The sequence below is a fragment of the Acidovorax sp. BL-A-41-H1 genome (assembly GCF_051942715.1).
Genome location: NZ_JBPVJQ010000005.1, coordinates 334,414 through 351,156 on the forward strand (window position 1 = coordinate 334,414; position 16,743 = coordinate 351,156).

General features: G+C 62.7%; 15 protein-coding genes and 1 other RNA gene. 4 read left to right on the top strand and 12 right to left on the bottom strand.

Going from position 1 to position 16,743, the window contains the following annotated elements:
- Positions 1-10: 10 nt before the first annotated feature.
- The 7 genes from ACTPOI_RS12630 to gyrA all read right to left on the bottom strand — a co-directional run bounded on the left by ACTPOI_RS12630 (position 11) and on the right by gyrA (position 10,715).
- Positions 11-376: an integration host factor subunit beta gene (locus tag ACTPOI_RS12630; RefSeq protein ID WP_440109294.1), complete on the bottom strand. Its 366-nt coding sequence runs from the start codon at positions 374-376 to the stop codon at positions 11-13.
- Between the two features lie 180 nt (positions 377-556).
- Complete coding sequence (rpsA, locus tag ACTPOI_RS12635; protein ID WP_300456997.1) at positions 557-2,257, bottom strand: 30S ribosomal protein S1; 1,701 nt, start codon at positions 2,255-2,257, stop codon at positions 557-559.
- A 181-nt stretch (positions 2,258-2,438) separates the two neighbouring features.
- Positions 2,439-4,523, bottom strand: a complete 2,085-nt coding sequence (locus tag ACTPOI_RS12640; protein ID WP_440109296.1) for a bifunctional 3-phosphoshikimate 1-carboxyvinyltransferase/cytidylate kinase — start codon at positions 4,521-4,523, stop codon at positions 2,439-2,441.
- Positions 4,524-4,732: 209 nt separating this feature from the next.
- Positions 4,733-5,617, bottom strand: coding sequence for a prephenate dehydrogenase (locus ACTPOI_RS12645; protein WP_440109298.1), 885 nt, complete (start codon positions 5,615-5,617; stop codon positions 4,733-4,735).
- 9 nt (positions 5,618-5,626) lie between these two features.
- Positions 5,627-6,724: a prephenate dehydratase gene (gene pheA, locus ACTPOI_RS12650; RefSeq protein WP_440109300.1), complete on the bottom strand. Its 1,098-nt coding sequence runs from the start codon at positions 6,722-6,724 to the stop codon at positions 5,627-5,629.
- Between the two features lie 65 nt (positions 6,725-6,789).
- On the bottom strand, positions 6,790-7,899 hold the full coding sequence (serC, locus tag ACTPOI_RS12655) for a 3-phosphoserine/phosphohydroxythreonine transaminase (RefSeq protein WP_440109302.1): 1,110 nt from the start codon (positions 7,897-7,899) through the stop codon (positions 6,790-6,792).
- A gap of 140 nt (positions 7,900-8,039) precedes the next feature.
- Positions 8,040-10,715 carry a DNA gyrase subunit A gene (gene gyrA, locus ACTPOI_RS12660; RefSeq protein ID WP_440109304.1) on the bottom strand — a complete coding sequence of 892 codons (2,676 nt, stop codon included), beginning with the start codon at positions 10,713-10,715 and terminating at the stop codon, positions 8,040-8,042.
- 224 nt (positions 10,716-10,939) lie between these two features.
- Here gyrA and ompA point away from each other — a divergent pair, with 224 nt between their 5' ends.
- The 4 genes from ompA to ssrA all read left to right on the top strand — a co-directional run bounded on the left by ompA (position 10,940) and on the right by ssrA (position 13,465).
- Positions 10,940-11,587, top strand: a complete 648-nt coding sequence (ompA, locus tag ACTPOI_RS12665; RefSeq protein ID WP_440109306.1) for an outer membrane protein OmpA — start codon at positions 10,940-10,942, stop codon at positions 11,585-11,587.
- A 93-nt stretch (positions 11,588-11,680) separates the two neighbouring features.
- Positions 11,681-12,391: a bifunctional 2-polyprenyl-6-hydroxyphenol methylase/3-demethylubiquinol 3-O-methyltransferase UbiG gene (gene ubiG / locus ACTPOI_RS12670; protein ID WP_440109308.1), complete on the top strand. Its 711-nt coding sequence runs from the start codon at positions 11,681-11,683 to the stop codon at positions 12,389-12,391.
- 8 nt (positions 12,392-12,399) lie between these two features.
- A complete protein-coding gene (gene gph / locus ACTPOI_RS12675) occupies positions 12,400-13,065 on the top strand; it encodes a phosphoglycolate phosphatase (RefSeq protein ID WP_440109487.1) in 666 nt (221 codons plus the stop codon).
- 13 nt (positions 13,066-13,078) lie between these two features.
- Positions 13,079-13,465, top strand: a transfer-messenger RNA (tmRNA) gene (gene ssrA, locus ACTPOI_RS12680).
- 305 nt (positions 13,466-13,770) lie between these two features.
- Here ssrA and ACTPOI_RS12685 read toward each other — a convergent pair.
- From ACTPOI_RS12685 to ACTPOI_RS12705, 5 genes are read right to left on the bottom strand one after another with little or no spacing between them, the layout of a single operon-like run.
- Positions 13,771-14,250, bottom strand: a complete 480-nt coding sequence (locus ACTPOI_RS12685) for a LacI family transcriptional regulator (protein WP_440109310.1) — start codon at positions 14,248-14,250, stop codon at positions 13,771-13,773.
- Positions 14,247-14,618: a site-specific recombinase resolvase gene (locus ACTPOI_RS12690; protein WP_440109312.1), complete on the bottom strand. Its 372-nt coding sequence runs from the start codon at positions 14,616-14,618 to the stop codon at positions 14,247-14,249. The genes ACTPOI_RS12685 and ACTPOI_RS12690 overlap by 4 nt, the downstream gene beginning before the upstream one ends.
- Entirely contained in the window at positions 14,618-16,006 is a 1,389-nt protein-coding gene (locus tag ACTPOI_RS12695; protein ID WP_440109314.1) for a recombinase family protein, read from the bottom strand. Before ACTPOI_RS12695 ends, ACTPOI_RS12690 begins: the two co-directional genes overlap by 1 nt.
- Positions 16,003-16,455 carry a DUF2924 domain-containing protein gene (locus tag ACTPOI_RS12700; RefSeq protein WP_440109316.1) on the bottom strand — a complete coding sequence of 151 codons (453 nt, stop codon included), beginning with the start codon at positions 16,453-16,455 and terminating at the stop codon, positions 16,003-16,005. The genes ACTPOI_RS12695 and ACTPOI_RS12700 overlap by 4 nt, the downstream gene beginning before the upstream one ends.
- Positions 16,455-16,646 (bottom strand): hypothetical protein, encoded by a 192-nt coding sequence (locus ACTPOI_RS12705; RefSeq protein WP_440109318.1) that lies wholly within the window; start codon positions 16,644-16,646, stop codon positions 16,455-16,457. The genes ACTPOI_RS12700 and ACTPOI_RS12705 overlap by 1 nt, the downstream gene beginning before the upstream one ends.
- Positions 16,647-16,743: the final 97 nt, after the last annotated feature.

Genomic DNA, 16,743 nt, shown 5'->3' on the forward strand with positions numbered 1-16,743 from the left:
CTTTCGGTAGTCAAGGACGGCCTGCCTGCGGGCCGGTGGCAAGTGTTTTCAACTGGCCGGTGGCTTCTTCGAGCTCGGCGGTGCGCTTGTCCACGGCTTCGCGCAGGGCCTTGCCTGGCTTGAAGTGGGGAACGCGCTTTTCAGGAATGGCAACGGCTTCGCCGCTGCGGGGGTTGCGACCCATGCGGGGTGGCCGGTGGTTGACCGAGAAGCTGCCAAAGCCGCGAATCTCGATCCGGTGACCGCGCACCAGTGCTTCACCGACGGCGTCCAGAATCGTCTTGACGGCAAATTCGGCGTCGCGATGCGTCAGCTGGCCGAAACGGGCAGCGAGTTCTTCGACGAGGTCGGAGCGGGTCATGGAATCTTGTGGCATACGCGCAGGTGCTTGCTTCAAAAAAAGCGGGCGCCAATATGGCGCCCGCTGTCTTGCCAAAGTGCCCTTCGGTGCATTCCACCGGGTGGGGCCGGGGTAGCTGCACAGACCTTACGTGGATAGGGCCTGCGAACTGCCTCGGCTGCCCGCCCGATGGCGTGGCACCAGGGCAGGCTTTGCTTACTTTTCCGAGTTGTCCAGCTTGGCGCGCAGCAGGGCGCCCAGGCTGGTCGTGCCGGCGCTCTCGCGGCTTGACTGCTGGCTCAGGCTGGCCATCGCGCCTTGCTCGTCGGCCATGTCCTTTTGCTTGATCGACAGCTGGATGTTGCGGGTCTTGCGATCCACGTTGACCACCACGGCCGTGACTTCGTCGCCTTCTTTGAGCACGTTGCGGGCATCTTCCACGCGGTCGCGGGAGATTTCCGAAGCGCGCAGGTAGCCCACGATGTCTTCGCCGAGGTCGATTTCAGCGCCACGGGCGTCCACGGTCTTGACCTTGCCGGTCACCGTCTGGCCCTTGTCGTTCACGGTCACGAAGGTGGTGAACGGGTCGCCGTCGAGCTGCTTGATGCCCAGCGAGATGCGCTCACGGTCCACGTCCACGGCCAGCACGATGGCTTCCACTTCCTGGCCCTTCTTGTAGTTGCGAACAGCGGCTTCGCCGGGTTCGTTCCACGAGAGGTCGGACAGGTGCACCAGGCCGTCGATGCCGGCAGCCAGGCCCACGAACACGCCGAAGTCGGTGATCGACTTGATAGGACCCTTGACGCGGTCGCCGCGCTTGGTGTCCTGGGCGAATTCCTGCCATGGGTTGGCCTTGCACTGCTTCATGCCCAGGCTGATACGGCGCTTGTCTTCGTCGATTTCCAGAACCATGACTTCGACTTCGTCGCCCAGCGAAACCAGCTTGGCGGGAGCGATGTTCTTGTTGGTCCAGTCCATTTCAGACACGTGCACCAGGCCTTCGATGCCGGGTTCGAGTTCGACGAACGCGCCGTAGTCGGCAATGTTCGTGATCTTGCCGAACAGGCGGGTCGATTGTGGGTAGCGGCGGTTCACGCCCATCCATGGGTCGTCGCCCATCTGCTTCAGACCCAGCGAGACACGGTTCTTTTCGGTGTCAAACTTCAGGATCTTGGCAGTGATTTCCTGGCCAGCGGTCACCACTTCGGATGGGTGACGCACGCGGCGCCATGCCATGTCGGTGATGTGCAGCAGGCCGTCGATGCCGCCCAGGTCCACGAACGCACCGTATTCGGTGATGTTCTTGACCACGCCTTGAACGATGGAGCCTTCCTTCAGGGTTTCCATCAGCTTGGCGCGCTCTTCGCCCATCGAGGCTTCCACCACAGCGCGGCGGCTCAGCACCACGTTGTTGCGCTTGCGGTCGAGCTTGATGACCTTGAATTCCATGGTCTTGTTTTCGTACGGCGTCAGATCCTTGATCGGACGTGTATCGATCAGCGAACCGGGCAGGAATGCGCGGATGCCGTTGACCAGGACCGTGAGGCCGCCCTTGACCTTGCCGCTGGTCGTGCCAGTGACGAATTCGCCGGATTCGAGGGCCTTTTCCAGGCTCATCCACGAAGCCAGACGCTTGGCAGTGTCGCGCGACAGGATGGTGTCGCCGTAGCCGTTTTCGATGGAGCCAATGGCCACCGACACGAAGTCACCCACTTGGACTTCGACTTCGCCCTTGTCGTTCTTGAACTCTTCCAGGGGCACGTAGGCTTCGGACTTGAGGCCTGCGTTCACGACCACGAAGTTGTGCTCGACGCGCACGACTTCAGCGGTGATGACTTCGCCTGGGCGCATTTCGGTGCGCGTCAAGGATTCTTCAAAAAGGGCGGCAAAAGATTCGGACATGTGTTTCCTTGCCACAAACAGGATTCCAGTAGCACCATTGCTACTGTTTTTATAGCTGCTTGCGGTGGTTTTTTGCGGTGAAACCGCGGGTTAGGTTAACGATCCACACCGCCTGAGCGCTGACGCGCGAGAGGGGCGGCGTGGGCCTTTTGCACAGCCTTTCGGCCGTGCCTGGAGGCCCCCGATGAAAAGGGCCTCACACTTTTCGGCCCTGCGCAGAGGCTGCGAAGGGCTGTCGCTCCTGCCACCAGGCCAACACCTGATCGACGGCTTCATCAATCGTCAAATGGGAGTTGTCCAGGACCAGAGCGTCCTGCGCGGGCTTCAAAGGCGCCACGCTGCGGGAGCTGTCCCGTGCGTCGCGTGCTTCCAGGTCCGCACGAAGATCGTCGATATTAGCCGAAAAACCCTTTGAAATCAACTGTTTATGGCGGCGCTCGGCGCGGCATGCGGCACTGGCGGTCAGGTAGACCTTGAGTGGGGCTTCGGGAAAGATCACGGTACCCATGTCGCGGCCGTCAGCCACCAGCCCTGGGAGAAGCCGGAAACTGTGCTGCAAATCCACCAGGGCCTCACGCACGGAAGGCAGGGCAGACACGCGCGAGGCGTTCATCCCGGCTTCTTCGGTACGGATGGCCTCGGTCACATCGTCGTCGCCCAGCAGCACTCGGCCCGCCTCAAACCGCACCGGCAGCGTACGGGCCATCGTGGCAATGGCGCCTTCGTGTTCCGGGCAGATGGCGTAACCGGCGCGGCCCGCAGCCAGGGCGGTGATGCGGTACATCGCGCCCGAGTCGAGAAAGCGGTAGCCCAGCCGCTGGGCCACCGCGGCGGCCACAGTGCCCTTGCCCGAGGCCGTAGGGCCATCAATGCAGATCACGGGGACGCGCTCGGGCGACACGCCCGAGACCGAGAACAGCGTTTCGAAATACTCCGGGAACGTCTTGGCCACGCACTTGGGGTCTTCGATGCGCACCGGCAGCTGCGCCGGGTTGAATGCCGCGAGCGAAAAGCACATGGCCACACGGTGGTCGTCGTAGGTGTGGATGCTGGCGGGCTTCCAGTCTTGTAGCGTGGCTGGTGGCGTCACGCGGATGTAATCGGCGCCTTCTTCCACCGTGGCCCCCAGCTTGCGCAGTTCGGTGGCCATGGCGGCGATGCGGTCGGTTTCCTTCACGCGCCAGCTGGCAATGTTGCGCAGTGTGGTCGTGCCTTCGGCATAGAGCGCCATCACCGCCAGCGTCATGGCGGCATCAGGGATGTGGTTGCAGTCCAGGTCGATGGCCTTGAGCGGCCAGCCCTGGCCGGGCGCGCCGCGGCGGATGTTCAGCCAGTTGGGGCCACCAGTCACCACCGCACCCATTGCGCGGGCTGCGTCCACAAAGCGGATGTCGCCCTGGATGGAGTCGAGTCCTACGCCGCGCACAGTGATGCCCACAGATGGCTCACCATGGGTACTTTTCGTGTCATTTCGCGGGTATGTCCCGTCAATAATTGCCCCGAGTGCTATGAAATAGCTAGCAGATGACGCGTCTGCCTCGACGTGTATGTCGCCGGGCGACTGGTAGCGGCTGCCGGCCGGGATGGTGAAGCGCTGCCAGCTGTCGTGCGCCACGCGGATGCCAAAGCGCTCCAGCAGCTGCAGCGTGATGGCAATGTAGGGCTTGGAGATCAGCTCGCCCACCACCTCGATTTCGATGGCGCGTTGCCCCGCCGCCAAGGGCAGGGCCATGAGCAAGGCGGTAAGGAACTGGCTGGATACGTCGCCCCGCACACGGATAGGCGCATCGAGCAGCAGCGCAGGCACGCCGCCCCTATGGGCGATCCGCAGGGGCGGGTAGCCATCGTTGCCCAGGTAGTCGATCTGGCAACCAAGCTGGCGCAGCGCATCCACCAGGTCGCCGATGGGACGCTCATGCATGCGTGGCACGCCTGAGAGCTCATATTCACCGCCCAGCAGCGCCAGCGCCGCCGTCAGCGGCCGCATGGCCGTACCCGCGTTGCCCATGAACAGTTTTGCCGGTGCCGCAGGCTGGCCGCCACCCAGGCCCGTGATCAGCACGGTGCTGCCGCGCTCGTCCACTGTGCAGCCGATCTGGCGCAGGCCATCGAGCATCACGCGGGTGTCGTCCGACGCCAGGAGGTCGTGCACGGTGGTCGTGCCGTGGCTCAGTGCAGCCAGCAACAGCACGCGGTTGGAGATGCTTTTGGACCCGGGCAGGTGGACTTCGCCGCAGGCGGTCTCGAGCGCGGGGAGATCAAGGAATGCGGTGCTGAACATGGCGAGGATAGAAGGTCAAAGGGCGAGGGTTGAAGCAAGAAGGCGTCAGGGCGTCGAGGTGTCAGGTCTGGCCGGGCGGCTGGTCGCGCAAGCAGGGCTGGCGTGTGTGATGCAAGCATCTGGCCCGCGTGTTCTCAAAGCTCCAGACGCGCTACCCACCATGCCCGATTGGGCCTGCAGCGCAGCTGGCAAGCACTGCCACGCGTTCGTCAGCGCAGCTTGGAAGTGCGCTGCGCCCCCATGCGCCAGTGCGCGCGGGTTTCGCTGGCAAGCGTCAGCATGTCTTCCAGGGCCTGGCCATCCCCTTTTTCCATGGCCTGCTCGATGTTCTTGAGCGCCTGCTGGAACAGTTTGGACTGGGCGATCAGTTCCTCGCGGTTGGCCAGCAGGATGTCGCGCCAGACCTTGGGGTCGCTGGCGGCGATGCGCGTGAAATCACGAAACCCGGGCCCCGCGAGAGACAGAAAATCGTCGCCTTCGGGCTGGCCGGTGATGCTGTTCATCATCGCGAACGCCAGCACATGCGGCAGGTGGCTCACGGCTGCAAACGCCGCATCGTGCGATTCGGGCGACATGCTCGACACACGGCTGCCCAGCGCTGTCCAGATTTCCTGGGCCTTTTGCAGCTGGGCGGTGTAGGTGCGCTCCGTGGGCGTCAATATGACCTGGCGGCCGCTATACAGATCCGCCTCGGCGTGCTCCACACCCGAAACTTCGCGGCCCGTGATGGGATGGGCCGGCACGAAAGAGCCCACCTGGTCGCGCAGCGCGCGGCGTGCCGCCTGCACCACGTCGGCCTTGGTCGAGCCCACGTCCATGATCAGCATCTGCGGAGTGACCAGGTGCTTGATGGCCTTCAAGGTGGCTTCGGTGGCAGACACGGGAACGGCGATCAGCACTACATCAGCGCCTGCCACAGCCAGCAGTGCCGACGGCGCCTCAACGTCGATGACGCCCATCTGGCGGGCACGATCGGTGGTCGAGGGCGACTTGCTGTAGCCGACCACCCGCTTGACCAGGCCGGCCTTTTTCATGGCCAGGGCGAACGATCCGCCCATCAGTCCACAACCTATCAGTCCGAGTTGTTCAAACATGCCGGTTCCTCAGGACGAGACGGGGTAGGTCCCGAGGACTTTGTAGAACGCGCACAGGCTGCGAAGTTCTTCCAGGGCGCGCGCTACATGGGGTTGCGCGGGGTGGCCGTCCAGATCGATGTAGAAGTAGTACTCCCACTGGCCGGTGCGCGCGGGGCGCGATTCAAAGCGCGTCATGGACACGCCGTGCGTCTTGAGCGGCACCAGCAGATCGTGCACGGCACCAGGGCGGTTGGGCACCGAAACCACGAGACTGGTGCAGTCCTTGGCAGAGGGCGGGGGCGTCTGCAGCGTATGCGGCAGGCAGATGATGGCAAAACGCGTGCGGTTGTACGCATCGTCCTGGATGGCGTGCGAGACGATGTGCAAACCAAACTGCGTGGCGGCGCGCTCGCTGGACAGGGCTGCCCAGGCCGGGTTGGTGGTGGCCAGCCGCGCGCCTTCGGCGTTGCTGGACACCGGGCGGCGTTCGGCATGCGGCAGATGCTTGGATAGCCACGCCTGGCACTGCGCCAGTGCCTGCGGGTGGGCCAGTACGGCGTCGATGCCGTCGAGCGAATTGCTGGTGCGCAACAGGTTGTGGCGAACCAGAAGGCTGACTTCGCCCACCACATGCGTGGGGGTGTGCAGAAACAGATCCAGTGAGCGTGTGACCACGCCTTCGGTGGAGTTTTCAACCCCCACCACGCCGTACTGCGCGCTGCCCGCGGCGGTGGCGTGAAACACCTCGTCGAAGTTGGCGCAGTACATCAGGTCTGCGGCCCCGCCGAAGAACTCGATGGCGGCCTGTTCGCAGAAGGTGCCTTCAGGGCCCAGAACGGCGACGCGCTGCGGAGATTCGAGCGCGAGGCAGGCCGACATGATCTCGCGCCAGATCGCCGCCACATGGGCACCCTTGAGGGGGCCCGGGTTGGCCGTCTGGATCTTCTCGATGACCTGGGCCACGCGGTCGGGCCGGAAGAACGGCGTGCCTTCGCGCTTCTTGACCTCGCCTACCTTCTCGGCCACCAGCGCCCGCTGGTTAAGCAGCGTGAGCAGTTGCTGGTCGAGGCTGTCGATCTGCACGCGCAAGGTGGCGAGATCGGGGGAGGCTTGCGGATTGTTCATGAATGGGGGCGTGTTCTTGTGTCTGCGCGCGGCCGTGTGTCAGGCGTTTTTCTTCAGCGTTGTTCTCAGGCGCGCTTTTGCTCAAATTCTCGCATGTAGTCCACCAGCGCCTGCACCCCATCCATCGGCATGGCGTTGTAGATGCTGGCGCGCATTCCGCCGACGGACTTGTGGCCCTTGAGCTGCAACAAACCGCGCTCTTTGGCGCCTGCCAGGAAGGCATCGTTGCGACTTTCGTCGCGCAGGAAAAAAGGTACGTTCATGCGCGAGCGGCAGGGCACGGCCACCTTGTTCACATACAGGCTGGAGGTGTCGATGGCGTTGTAGAGCAGCGCTGCCTTGGCTGCATTGCGGTGCTCCATGGCGGCCACGCCGGTCAGGCTGCCTTCGGTCTGGCGCTTGAGCCACTGGAAGGTGAGCCCGGCGATGTAGATGCTCCAGGTGGGCGGTGTGTTGTACATCGACTGGTTGTCGGCCACCGTCTTGTAGTCGAACGCGCTGGGGCAGATCGGCAGTGCATGGCCGAGCAGATCTTCGCGGACGACGACCAGCGTGAGGCCAGCGGGGCCGAGGTTTTTCTGGGCACCGCCAAAAGCCAGCCCCACGCGCGACCAGTCAACTCTGCGCGATGCCACGTGCGACGAAAAATCGATGACCAGAGGCGCATCGCTGCCCAGTGCCTTCAGGTCGGGCAGCTCTTGAAACTCCACGCCGTGGATGGTCTCGTTGCTGCAGATGTGCACATAGCTGGCACCGCGGCTCAGGTTCCACGCCGCGGGGTCAGGCAGGGTGCAAAAGCCCGATGGTTCGCCAGAGGCCACCGTGTTCGCCTCGGAGGCGTACTTGCGCGCTTCCTTCAGCGACTTCTGGCTCCAGCTGCCGGTCACGACAAAGTCGACCACGCCCGCCCGAGACAGGTTCATGGGAACGACGGCGTTTTCAGCCAGACCGCCGCCCTGCATGAACAGGATCTTGAAGTTCGCAGGAATCGCCAGCAGCTCGCGCAGGTCGGCCTCTGCTTGCTCATAGATCGAGATGAACTCCTTGCCCCGGTGGCTCATCTCCATCACGCCCATTCCACTGCCGTTCCAGTCGAGCATCTGGGCCGCGGCTTGCTGCAGCACCTCGACAGGGATGGCTGCGGGACCGGCGGAAAAATTGTATGGGCGATTCATTTTGATTAGAATGGGGCTCTAGCGCTTGATCTATATGCGCTCGTCGCTATTATTTATATAGCATTTGCAGATTGCTCAACAGCCCGCCGCTGATGGGCGTGCGGTGCGCACCGTGCAAGCCCGGGCGGCACCGTACGGCCTTAAGCCTCTGGTGTTTGCGGTGGCGTGGCGTCGGAAGCTCCGCCATCGGCTGAACCGTCTCCAGCATCCGTATCCGCCAGATCCGCCGGGTTCGCATCGTTTTCAACAATGCGTTGCAGGCCACTGAGCTTGGCGCCTTCGTCCAGCGCGATCAATGTCACGCCCTGCGTGGCCCGGCCCAGTTCACGGATCTCGGACACCCGGGTACGCACCAGCACGCCCTTGTCGGTGATGAGCATGATTTCGTCATCGGCATGCACCAGCGTGGCTGCAACCACCTTGCCGTTGCGCTCGCTCTGCTGGATGGCGATCATCCCCTTGGTACCGCGGCCGTGGCGGGTGTATTCGACGATGCTGGTGCGCTTGCCGTAGCCGTTTTCGGTGGCCGTCAGCACGCTTTGCGTTTCATCTTCAGCCACCAGCATGGCGATCACGCTCTGGCCGTCTTCCAGGGTCATACCGCGCACCCCGCGGGCTTGGCGGCCCAGGGGGCGAACGTCGTTCTCGTCAAAGCGCACGGCCTTGCCGCCGTCGCTGAACAGCATCACGTCGTGCTTGCCATCGGTCAGCGCTGCGCCGATCAGGTAGTCGCCATCGTCCAGGTTCACGGCAATGATGCCGCCCTTGCGCGGGTTGCTGAACTCGTCCAGTGCGGTCTTCTTGACCGTGCCCATGCTGGTCGCCATGAACACGTACCGGTCGGCCGGGAACGTGCGCATGTCGCCAGTAAGGGCCAACACGACGTTAATCTTCTCGCCCTCTTGCAGCGGGAACATGTTGACGATCGGGCGCCCGCGCGAGCCGCGCGAACCGGCAGGAACTTCCCACACCTTGAGCCAGTAGAGCCGGCCGCGGTTGGAAAAACACAGGATGTAGTCGTGTGTGTTGGCGATGAAGAGCTGGTCGATCCAGTCGTCTTCCTTGGTGGCGGTAGCCTGCTTGCCGCGGCCACCGCGTTTTTGCGCACGGTATTCGTTGAGCGGCTGGCTCTTGATGTAGCCGGTGTGGCTGAGCGTTACCACCATGTCGGTGGGCGTGATCAGGTCTTCGGTCGAGAGATCCTGCGCGCTGTATTCAACAATGCTGCGGCGGGCACCCAGCTTGTGCTGGCCGAACTCGGTCTTGATGGAGGTGAGTTCGTCGCCAATGATGACGGAGACGCGCTCGGGCTTGGCCAGGATGTCGAGCAGGTCTTCGATGACCGACATGACTTCCTTGTATTCGGCAACGATCTTGTCCTGCTCCAAGCCCGTCAGGCGCTGCAGTCGCATCTGCAGGATTTCCTGCGCCTGCGTTTCCGACAGGCGGTACAGGCCGTCCTGGCCCATGCCCAGTTCTTTTTCCAAGCCTTCGGGGCGGTAGTCGTCCGCGTTGACCACGCCGCCATCGGCGCGGGTGCGGGTGAGCATCTCACGCACCAGCTTGCTGTCCCACGAGCGGGTCATCAGCTCGGCCTTGGCCACGGGTGGCGTGGGCGCGTTGCGGATGATGGCAATGAAGTCGTCGATGTTGGCCAGCGCCACCGCCAGGCCTTCCAGCACATGGCCGCGGTCGCGCGCCTTGCGCAACTCGAATACCGTGCGGCGGGTGACTACCTCGCGTCGATGCTGCAAAAAGACGCTGATCAGGTCCTTGAGGTTGCACAGGCGGGGCTGACCGTCGATCAGCGCCACCATGTTCATGCCGAACGTATCTTGCAGTTGCGTCTGCTTGTACAGGTTGTTGAGCACCACTTCGGGCACTTCGCCACGCTTGAGTTCGATCACCAGGCGCATGCCCGACTTGTCGGACTCGTCCTGGATGTGGCTGATGCCTTCGATCTTCTTTTCGTGCACCAGCTCGGCCATGCGCTCCTGCAGCGTCTTCTTGTTGACCTGGTAGGGGAGCTCGTCCACGATGATCGCCTGGCGCTGGCCGCGGTCGATATCTTCAAAGTGGCACTTCGCGCGCATCACCACCTTGCCGCGGCCGGTGCGATACCCGTCCTTCACGCCGTTGATGCCGTAAATGATGCCGGCCGTGGGGAAGTCGGGCGCCGGGATGATCTCCATCAGCTCGTCGATGGACGTGTCGGGGTTGCGCAGCATGTGCAGGCAGGCGTCCACCACCTCATTGAGGTTGTGCGGCGGAATATTGGTCGCCATGCCCACCGCAATACCGGCCGAGCCGTTGACCAGCAGGTTGGGGAGCTTGCTCGGCAATACCAGCGGCTCCTTTTCGCTGCCGTCGTAATTCGGGCCGAAGTCGACGGTTTCCTTGTCAATGTCACCCAGCATTTCGTGGGCGATCTTGGCGAGGCGGATTTCGGTGTAGCGCATGGCGGCGGCGTTGTCGCCGTCCACCGAGCCGAAGTTGCCCTGACCGTCTACCAGCATGTGGCGCAGCGAGAAATCCTGCGCCATCCGCACGATGGTGTCGTACACGGCCGAGTCGCCGTGCGGGTGATATTTACCGATCACATCGCCGACAATACGGGCCGATTTCTTATAGGGCCGGTTCCAGTCGTTGTTGAGCTCGTGCATTGCAAAAAGCACGCGGCGATGCACGGGTTTGAGGCCATCGCGCGCATCAGGCAGGGCGCGTCCGACGATTACGCTCATCGCATAATCGAGGTAACTGCGCCTCATTTCTTCTTCAAGACTGATGGGCAAGGTTTCTTTGGCGAACTGGGTCATCGGGGACTTGGTATGCGGCGAGGGATAGCCATTTTAGGGCTAAGACTGTGTAGCGATAGCGCAACATATCGAAGCAAAACGGGTTTTGTCCTACGGTGCCCGGAGCTGTCCCCCCGCTGTTGCCCTGTTACGTATGGCACAATCGTTTGAACGCTTTGGGTGATGGTCACCCCCAGCGTCCTGATTCGCAGCGCGGCTGCGGCTTTTTCCCCAAGAGGAGAACCATGAAGAAACTGAACAAAGTGGCGATGTTGTTTGCCTCTGCAGCGCTCGCAACCGCCGCAGGCGCTCAAACCGTTGACAACTGGACGAACGCTTCGGGCGTGGTCTGGAAAAACGGCACCAACGAATACTGCTGGCGTGATGCCAACTGGACGCCCGCAACGGCTGCTCCAGGCTGCGACGGCGCCATTGCCGCTGCTGCTCCCGCGCCTGCCGCTGCTCCAGCACCAGCCGCCGCACCTGCACCTGCCGCTGCTCCAGCTCCTGCTGCTGCTCCAGCACCCGCAGTTGCTACCAAGGTGACGTACGCTGCTGACGCATTCTTCGACTTCGACAAGTCGGTCCTCAAGGCTGAAGGCCGCGCCAAGCTGGACGACCTGGTGTCCAAGGTCAAGGGCATCAACCTGGAAGTTATCATCGCCGTGGGTCACACCGACTCCGTGGGTTCCGATGCTTACAACCAGAAGCTGTCGGTTCGCCGTTCCGAAGCCGTCAAGGCTTACTTGGTGTCCAAGGGCATCGAAAAGAACCGCGTGTACACCGAAGGCAAGGGCGAAAAGCAGCCAGTGGCTGACAACAAGACCTCCGAAGGTCGCGCCAAGAACCGTCGCGTGGAAATCGAAGTGGTTGGCACCCGCGCCTCCAAGTAATCTTCGGATTGCTTCTTAAAAAAGCCCCGGTAACGGGGCTTTTTTGCGTCCGGCTCCTCCATGGGGTCGTCTGCCTTCGGGCAGAATTGCTGTATGAGTGAAACAGTCAATGCTGACCCGGCGGAGCTCGCCAAATTCTCTGAACTGGCCCACCGCTGGTGGGACCCTGACAGCGAGTTCAAACCGCTGCACCAGATCAACCCCCTTCGTCTGGAGTGGATCAACGGCCTGTGTGAACTCCGCGGCAAACGCGTACTGGATGTAGGTTGCGGCGGAGGGATTCTGGCCGATTCGCTCGCGCGCAAGGGCGCGCAAGTGACGGGTATCGACCTGGCGTCCAAGGCGCTGCGCGTGGCCAAACTCCATGCATTGGAAACCGGCACGACGAACGTCGACTATCGCGAAATCAGCGTAGAGGCGCTGGCCGCTGAAGACCCCGCCGGTTTCGACGTAGTGACTTGCATGGAAATGCTTGAGCACGTGCCAGACCCTGCGTCCGTGGTGAAGGCATGTTCTTCGCTGGTCAAGCCCGGCGGTTGGGTGTTTTTTTCAACGATCCACCGCAATGCCAAAGCGTTCATGCTTGCCATCGTCGCGGCCGAGTATGTGATGAACATGCTGCCGCGTGGCACCCATGAATACGACAAGATGATCAGGCCCAGTGAACTGGCGGCCTATTGTCGTGCAGCCGAACTCGTGGTGTGCGGCACGCGAGGGCTGGCATACAACCCCGTTACCGAGCGCTACTGGCTCAATGCCGATACCAGCGTCAACTATCTTTTCGCCACCCGACGGCCCGCTTGACCATGGCGATATTTCAAAATGTGCGAGCGGTACTATTTGACCTCGATGGCACCTTGATAGACAGCGCACCTGATCTGGCCAGTGCTGCCGACAAGATGCGCCTGGACCGCGGGCTTGCCCCATTGCCGTACGAACAATACAGGCCCGTAGCTGGCGCGGGTGCGCGGGGTTTGCTGGGCGCAGCGTTCGGGCTTACGCCTGACCACGCTGATTTTCCCGCGATGCGGGAAGAGTTTTTCATCAATTACGAACGCCGCATGACCGAGCGGACTTATGTGTTCGACGGTGTTACTGACTTGATTGCTGCGATCACCCGACGAGGCATGCAGTGGGGTGTGGTGACGAACAAGGCAACCCGCTTTACGGCTCCGCTTACGGCAGCGATGGATCTGTTCAAAGGCGCGGGTGCAATCATCAGTGGCGACACCACCCCGCACGCAAAGCCACATCCAGCGCCTTTGCTGGAAGCAGCGGCGCGGCTTGGCGTGCCGCCTGCTCAGTGTATTTACGTCGGCGACGACGAGCGCGATGTGGTGGCTGGGCTTGCGGCAGGAATGGGCACCGTGGCCGCAGCCTACGGGTACCTCGGAACGGCAGCGAATCTCTCCGCGTGGGGAAGCCATGCGTCAATTAAATCTCCCTCGGAACTCTTGAATTTGATCGGGTCGGTCTAAAATAGAAAGCTCTGGGGCTGTCCTGGTTTCGACGTGGGTTCGGAATCGGTGTGGTGCATGTCGAGCTTGAGTCACGCTCGTAAATCTCGATTTAAAAAACTAACTGCAAACGACGAACGTTTCGCACTCGCTGCTTAATTGCCAGTGAGCCTTGCAACAGTCGGCCTATGGGCTGGGCAAGGGGGTTGTGAGCAATCATGACCTCCCGGCTGCAAGGATAATTACATAGGCTGGTCCTTGTCCGGGTACCTTGGACGAGGGTGAGAAAATAGGGTACTGGCGGCCGTTACAGCGTGCGACTGCGCGGTAACGGTGGCGAGACTCAAATCAGACCGCTAAACATGTAGATCTGCCCGATAAAGGCTTGCGGACGCGGGTTCAATTCCCGCCAGCTCCACCATAATGTGAAACCCCAACCCTTATCCGGTTGGGATTTTTTTTGCCCGTTCCCCCTGTGTTGGCGCGGTTTCCGGCCTTTGCCTCTTGAGCACGCCCCTCCGGAAGTCGCCGTTCCAGGCGCGCTTTCCGCCGTTTTTCTCTCTCTGTTCTCTGCTGCCCTCTTGAGCATTCAAGGCCCGAAGTTGTGTATTGGCGCGGGTTTGCGGGCCATCGGTTTGCTTCTTCGCTTGCTCTAGCGGGCGCGACCGAGACAGTGAAAGGCGCAAAAAAACCGCCTTGCGGCGGAGTGTTGGTGCGGCACGGATGTCAGCGCGAGCCTGCCACCAGGGTCTCACGTTGCGCCAGCCACGATGCCGACAACTTGCCGCGCAGCAACTGGCTGACGCCCACCTCGAGGCGTCCCAGGGCGATGGCTTCGATCAGGTCGGGGGCCAGTTGTGCCAGTCGGCTCATCTTGCTCGCTTGGCCGAGGTCGATACCCTCGGCCGCCGCGATCTCGGTCATGGAACTGAACCGTCCTTCGTCCAGCAGGCGTTGCCAGTGGTGCGCGAGGCCGAGCGCCCGCATCAAAGGGGTGTCCTGCGCCATCTCGCGTACCTGCCGCTCACGGCGGGCTTCGTCCAAGAATTCCTGCGGCGCGTCGAGCGGCGTGATGACCTGCTTCTTCAGACCTCGGCGCACCAGCGTCCAGGGCAGGAAGGTCTCCATCTGCACGCCGCCAGCAGGCAGCGGCGTCTGATACGTCACAAGGTCGCCCTTGGCGTGGCCGCGATGCTTCTTGCTCACACATCCTCCTCAAAACTGGCCATGAGCTGGCGCTGGGCGTGCCAGTCGACCATCAGGCGGTTTCGCTGAAACCACATCAGGGTCAGACGGCGCGGCTGCTTGCCCGCCATGAACTGCTCGATGATGTCGGGGGCCAGCAGGGTCAGGCGCAGCAGTTCGTTGACCACCGAGTGGTGCAGTTTCTCGGCGCGGGCGATGGCGGACCCGCTCTGCATCGCGCCGGTGTCCAGCAGGTGCTGCCAGTAGAAGGCGCGTGCCACACCGTCGAGCAAGGTGACGTCGTGGACGTTGCGGTCGTCGGCAGCCACGCGCTGGACGCCCCGGCGGCGAAACGTCAGGGGCACGAAGGTTTCCATCGACTCATCCATCAGGCTTCGACCTCCAGCAGTTCGGCACCGATGCTGTCGGGCGCGAACTCCTCGATCAGCGCGTTCCAGCCCACCTCCCGCCACTTCACCTTGATCCCTTGCACCTCGCCCGCGTGGACGAGGTCGATGCGCTCGATCATCAGATTGGCGATGCGGTGGCGCTCGATGGGGAAGAGTTGATCCCACACGTTGTTGAGCCGTCCCATCGCCATCACCGTGGTGGCCTCGTCAATATGGGCCCCGTTTCGCTGGATGTGCCGCACCACCGACGCCACGGTCTCCGGGCTGGTCAGCACCGTTCGGATCTGGACGACCACCGCCCCTTCGATCTCCGGCGCAGGCAGGCGCTCGTAGCTCTTGCCCGGCGCGCCGAACCGCGCTTCCGACTTGGACACGTAGTAGTGGTACTTGCGTCCGTTCTTGCGCGAGTAGGTCGGGTACATCCGCTCGCCCGAGGGCGCGTACAGCAGCCCGCGCAGCAAGGCGTCGGTGCGCGACCGGATCTTGGTTTCGACCGACCGGGTGTGACCGTCCTTGGCCAGCACCTCGTGAACCCGCCCCCACAGCCCGGGATCGATGATGGCTTGATGCACGCCCGGGTACCAACTGCCCTTGTGCGACAACTCCCCGAGGTAGATGCGGTTGCGCAGCAGCTTGTGCAGGTACTTCTTGTCGATGCGCGTGCCTGCCCGCGTCTGGCCGTCTTGCGTCGTCCACGCCTTGGTGGTGATGCCGTCCAGCGTCAGGTTGGCGGCAATCTGGGTGGGCGAGCCGATGGTAAGCATCTCCTCAAAGATGCGCCGCACCACCGCCGCCTCGGTTTCGTTGATGACCAGCAGGCGGTTCTCGACGTCGTAGCCCAGGGGCGGCACGCCACCCATCCACATCCCTTTGCGCTTGCTGGCAGCGATCTTGTCGCGGATGCGCTCGCCGGTGACCTCGCGCTCGAACTGGGCGAAGGAAAGCAGCACGTTGAGCATCAGCCGTCCCATCGAGGTGGTGGTGTTGAACTGCTGCGTGACCGACACGAACGACACGCAGTGGCGCTCGAACACCTCGACCATCTTGGAGAAGTCGGCAAGGCTGCGTGTCAGGCGGTCGATCTTGTAGACCACCACGATGTCGATCTGGCCGCGCTCGATGTCGGCCATCAGGCGCTTCAGCCCGGGCCGATCCGTGTTGCCGCCGGAGAATCCGGGGTCGTCGTAGTCGTCGGCCACCGGAATCCAGCCCTCGGCGCGCTGGCTGGCGACGTAGGCGTGGCCAGCCTCCTTCTGCGCGTCGATGGAGTTGAATTCCTGGTCGAGCCGCTCATCCGACGACACCCGGCAGTAGACGGCGCAACGTTTGCGCGCCTTGGGCGAGGCAATCTGTGCAGCGTCGCTCATTGCGCACCTGCCTTGCCAGTCAGGCCGAAGAACAGCGGGCCCGACCAGTGCGTGCCGGTGATCTGGCGGGCCACGGCGGTCAGACTCTTGAAGGTGCTGCCCTCGTACTCGAACAGGCCGTCGGCGGTGACCGCCACCTTGTGCTCGCGGTCGCCCCATTCGCGCAGCAGCACGGTGCCGGGCGCGAAGTTGATGTCGTGCGGACGGGCCCGCAGCTTGATCTTGGAGTGCTTGGCACCGATGGCCTCCAGGCGCTGGCGGGTGTTGTGTGCCAGACCGCCGAAGACCTCCTCCTGCATCTTGTAGGCGATCCGCGACTCGATGAAGGCGCGGTTGGGATTGATAGGGCGGCTGCTGAAGTACCGATCCCACACCGGCCACAACTCGGCAATGGGCAGGCTGGACAGCGCCGCGATCTGCGCGGCGACGGATGCTTGTTTCTCGTTCATCACAACTTCTCCTGTGGATAGGGGGTTGGATGAACGCGCTGGTCGGGCAGGAAGCCAAGGCCAACTTCTCTCTGTTTTGGCTCGTCCGCGACGAGCGTGCGGACGATGGCGGCCGCAAGGATGGCGGCGATTTCGCCAGCACGGGCGCTGGCGGACATCTCCGAGGGAGATGCAAGTTCGAGGTTCTTCATGACGGCTCCGGGGAATAGCAACCGTCAGGGATAGTGAGCCTGATCTTCCGAAGCGGATGGCAACGTAGGGTAATGCTGTTGCGTTCCGCTGTTCGCA

Coding starts and splice junctions, on each gene's coding strand:
- ACTPOI_RS12630 (WP_440109294.1), bottom strand. CDS start 376: ATGCCACAAGATTCCATGACCCGCTCCGACCTCGTCGAAGAACTCGCT.
- ACTPOI_RS12640 (WP_440109296.1), bottom strand. CDS start 4,523: ATGTTCAGCACCGCATTCCTTGATCTCCCCGCGCTCGAGACCGCCTGC.
- ACTPOI_RS12645 (WP_440109298.1), bottom strand. CDS start 5,617: ATGTTTGAACAACTCGGACTGATAGGTTGTGGACTGATGGGCGGATCG.
- pheA (WP_440109300.1), bottom strand. CDS start 6,724: ATGAACAATCCGCAAGCCTCCCCCGATCTCGCCACCTTGCGCGTGCAG.
- serC (WP_440109302.1), bottom strand. CDS start 7,899: ATGAATCGCCCATACAATTTTTCCGCCGGTCCCGCAGCCATCCCTGTC.
- gyrA (WP_440109304.1), bottom strand. CDS start 10,715: ATGACCCAGTTCGCCAAAGAAACCTTGCCCATCAGTCTTGAAGAAGAA.
- ompA (WP_440109306.1), top strand. CDS start 10,940: ATGAAGAAACTGAACAAAGTGGCGATGTTGTTTGCCTCTGCAGCGCTC.
- ubiG (WP_440109308.1), top strand. CDS start 11,681: ATGAGTGAAACAGTCAATGCTGACCCGGCGGAGCTCGCCAAATTCTCT.
- ACTPOI_RS12690 (WP_440109312.1), bottom strand. CDS start 14,618: ATGGATGAGTCGATGGAAACCTTCGTGCCCCTGACGTTTCGCCGCCGG.
- ACTPOI_RS12695 (WP_440109314.1), bottom strand. CDS start 16,006: ATGAGCGACGCTGCACAGATTGCCTCGCCCAAGGCGCGCAAACGTTGC.
- ACTPOI_RS12700 (WP_440109316.1), bottom strand. CDS start 16,455: ATGAACGAGAAACAAGCATCCGTCGCCGCGCAGATCGCGGCGCTGTCC.
- ACTPOI_RS12705 (WP_440109318.1), bottom strand. CDS start 16,646: ATGAAGAACCTCGAACTTGCATCTCCCTCGGAGATGTCCGCCAGCGCC.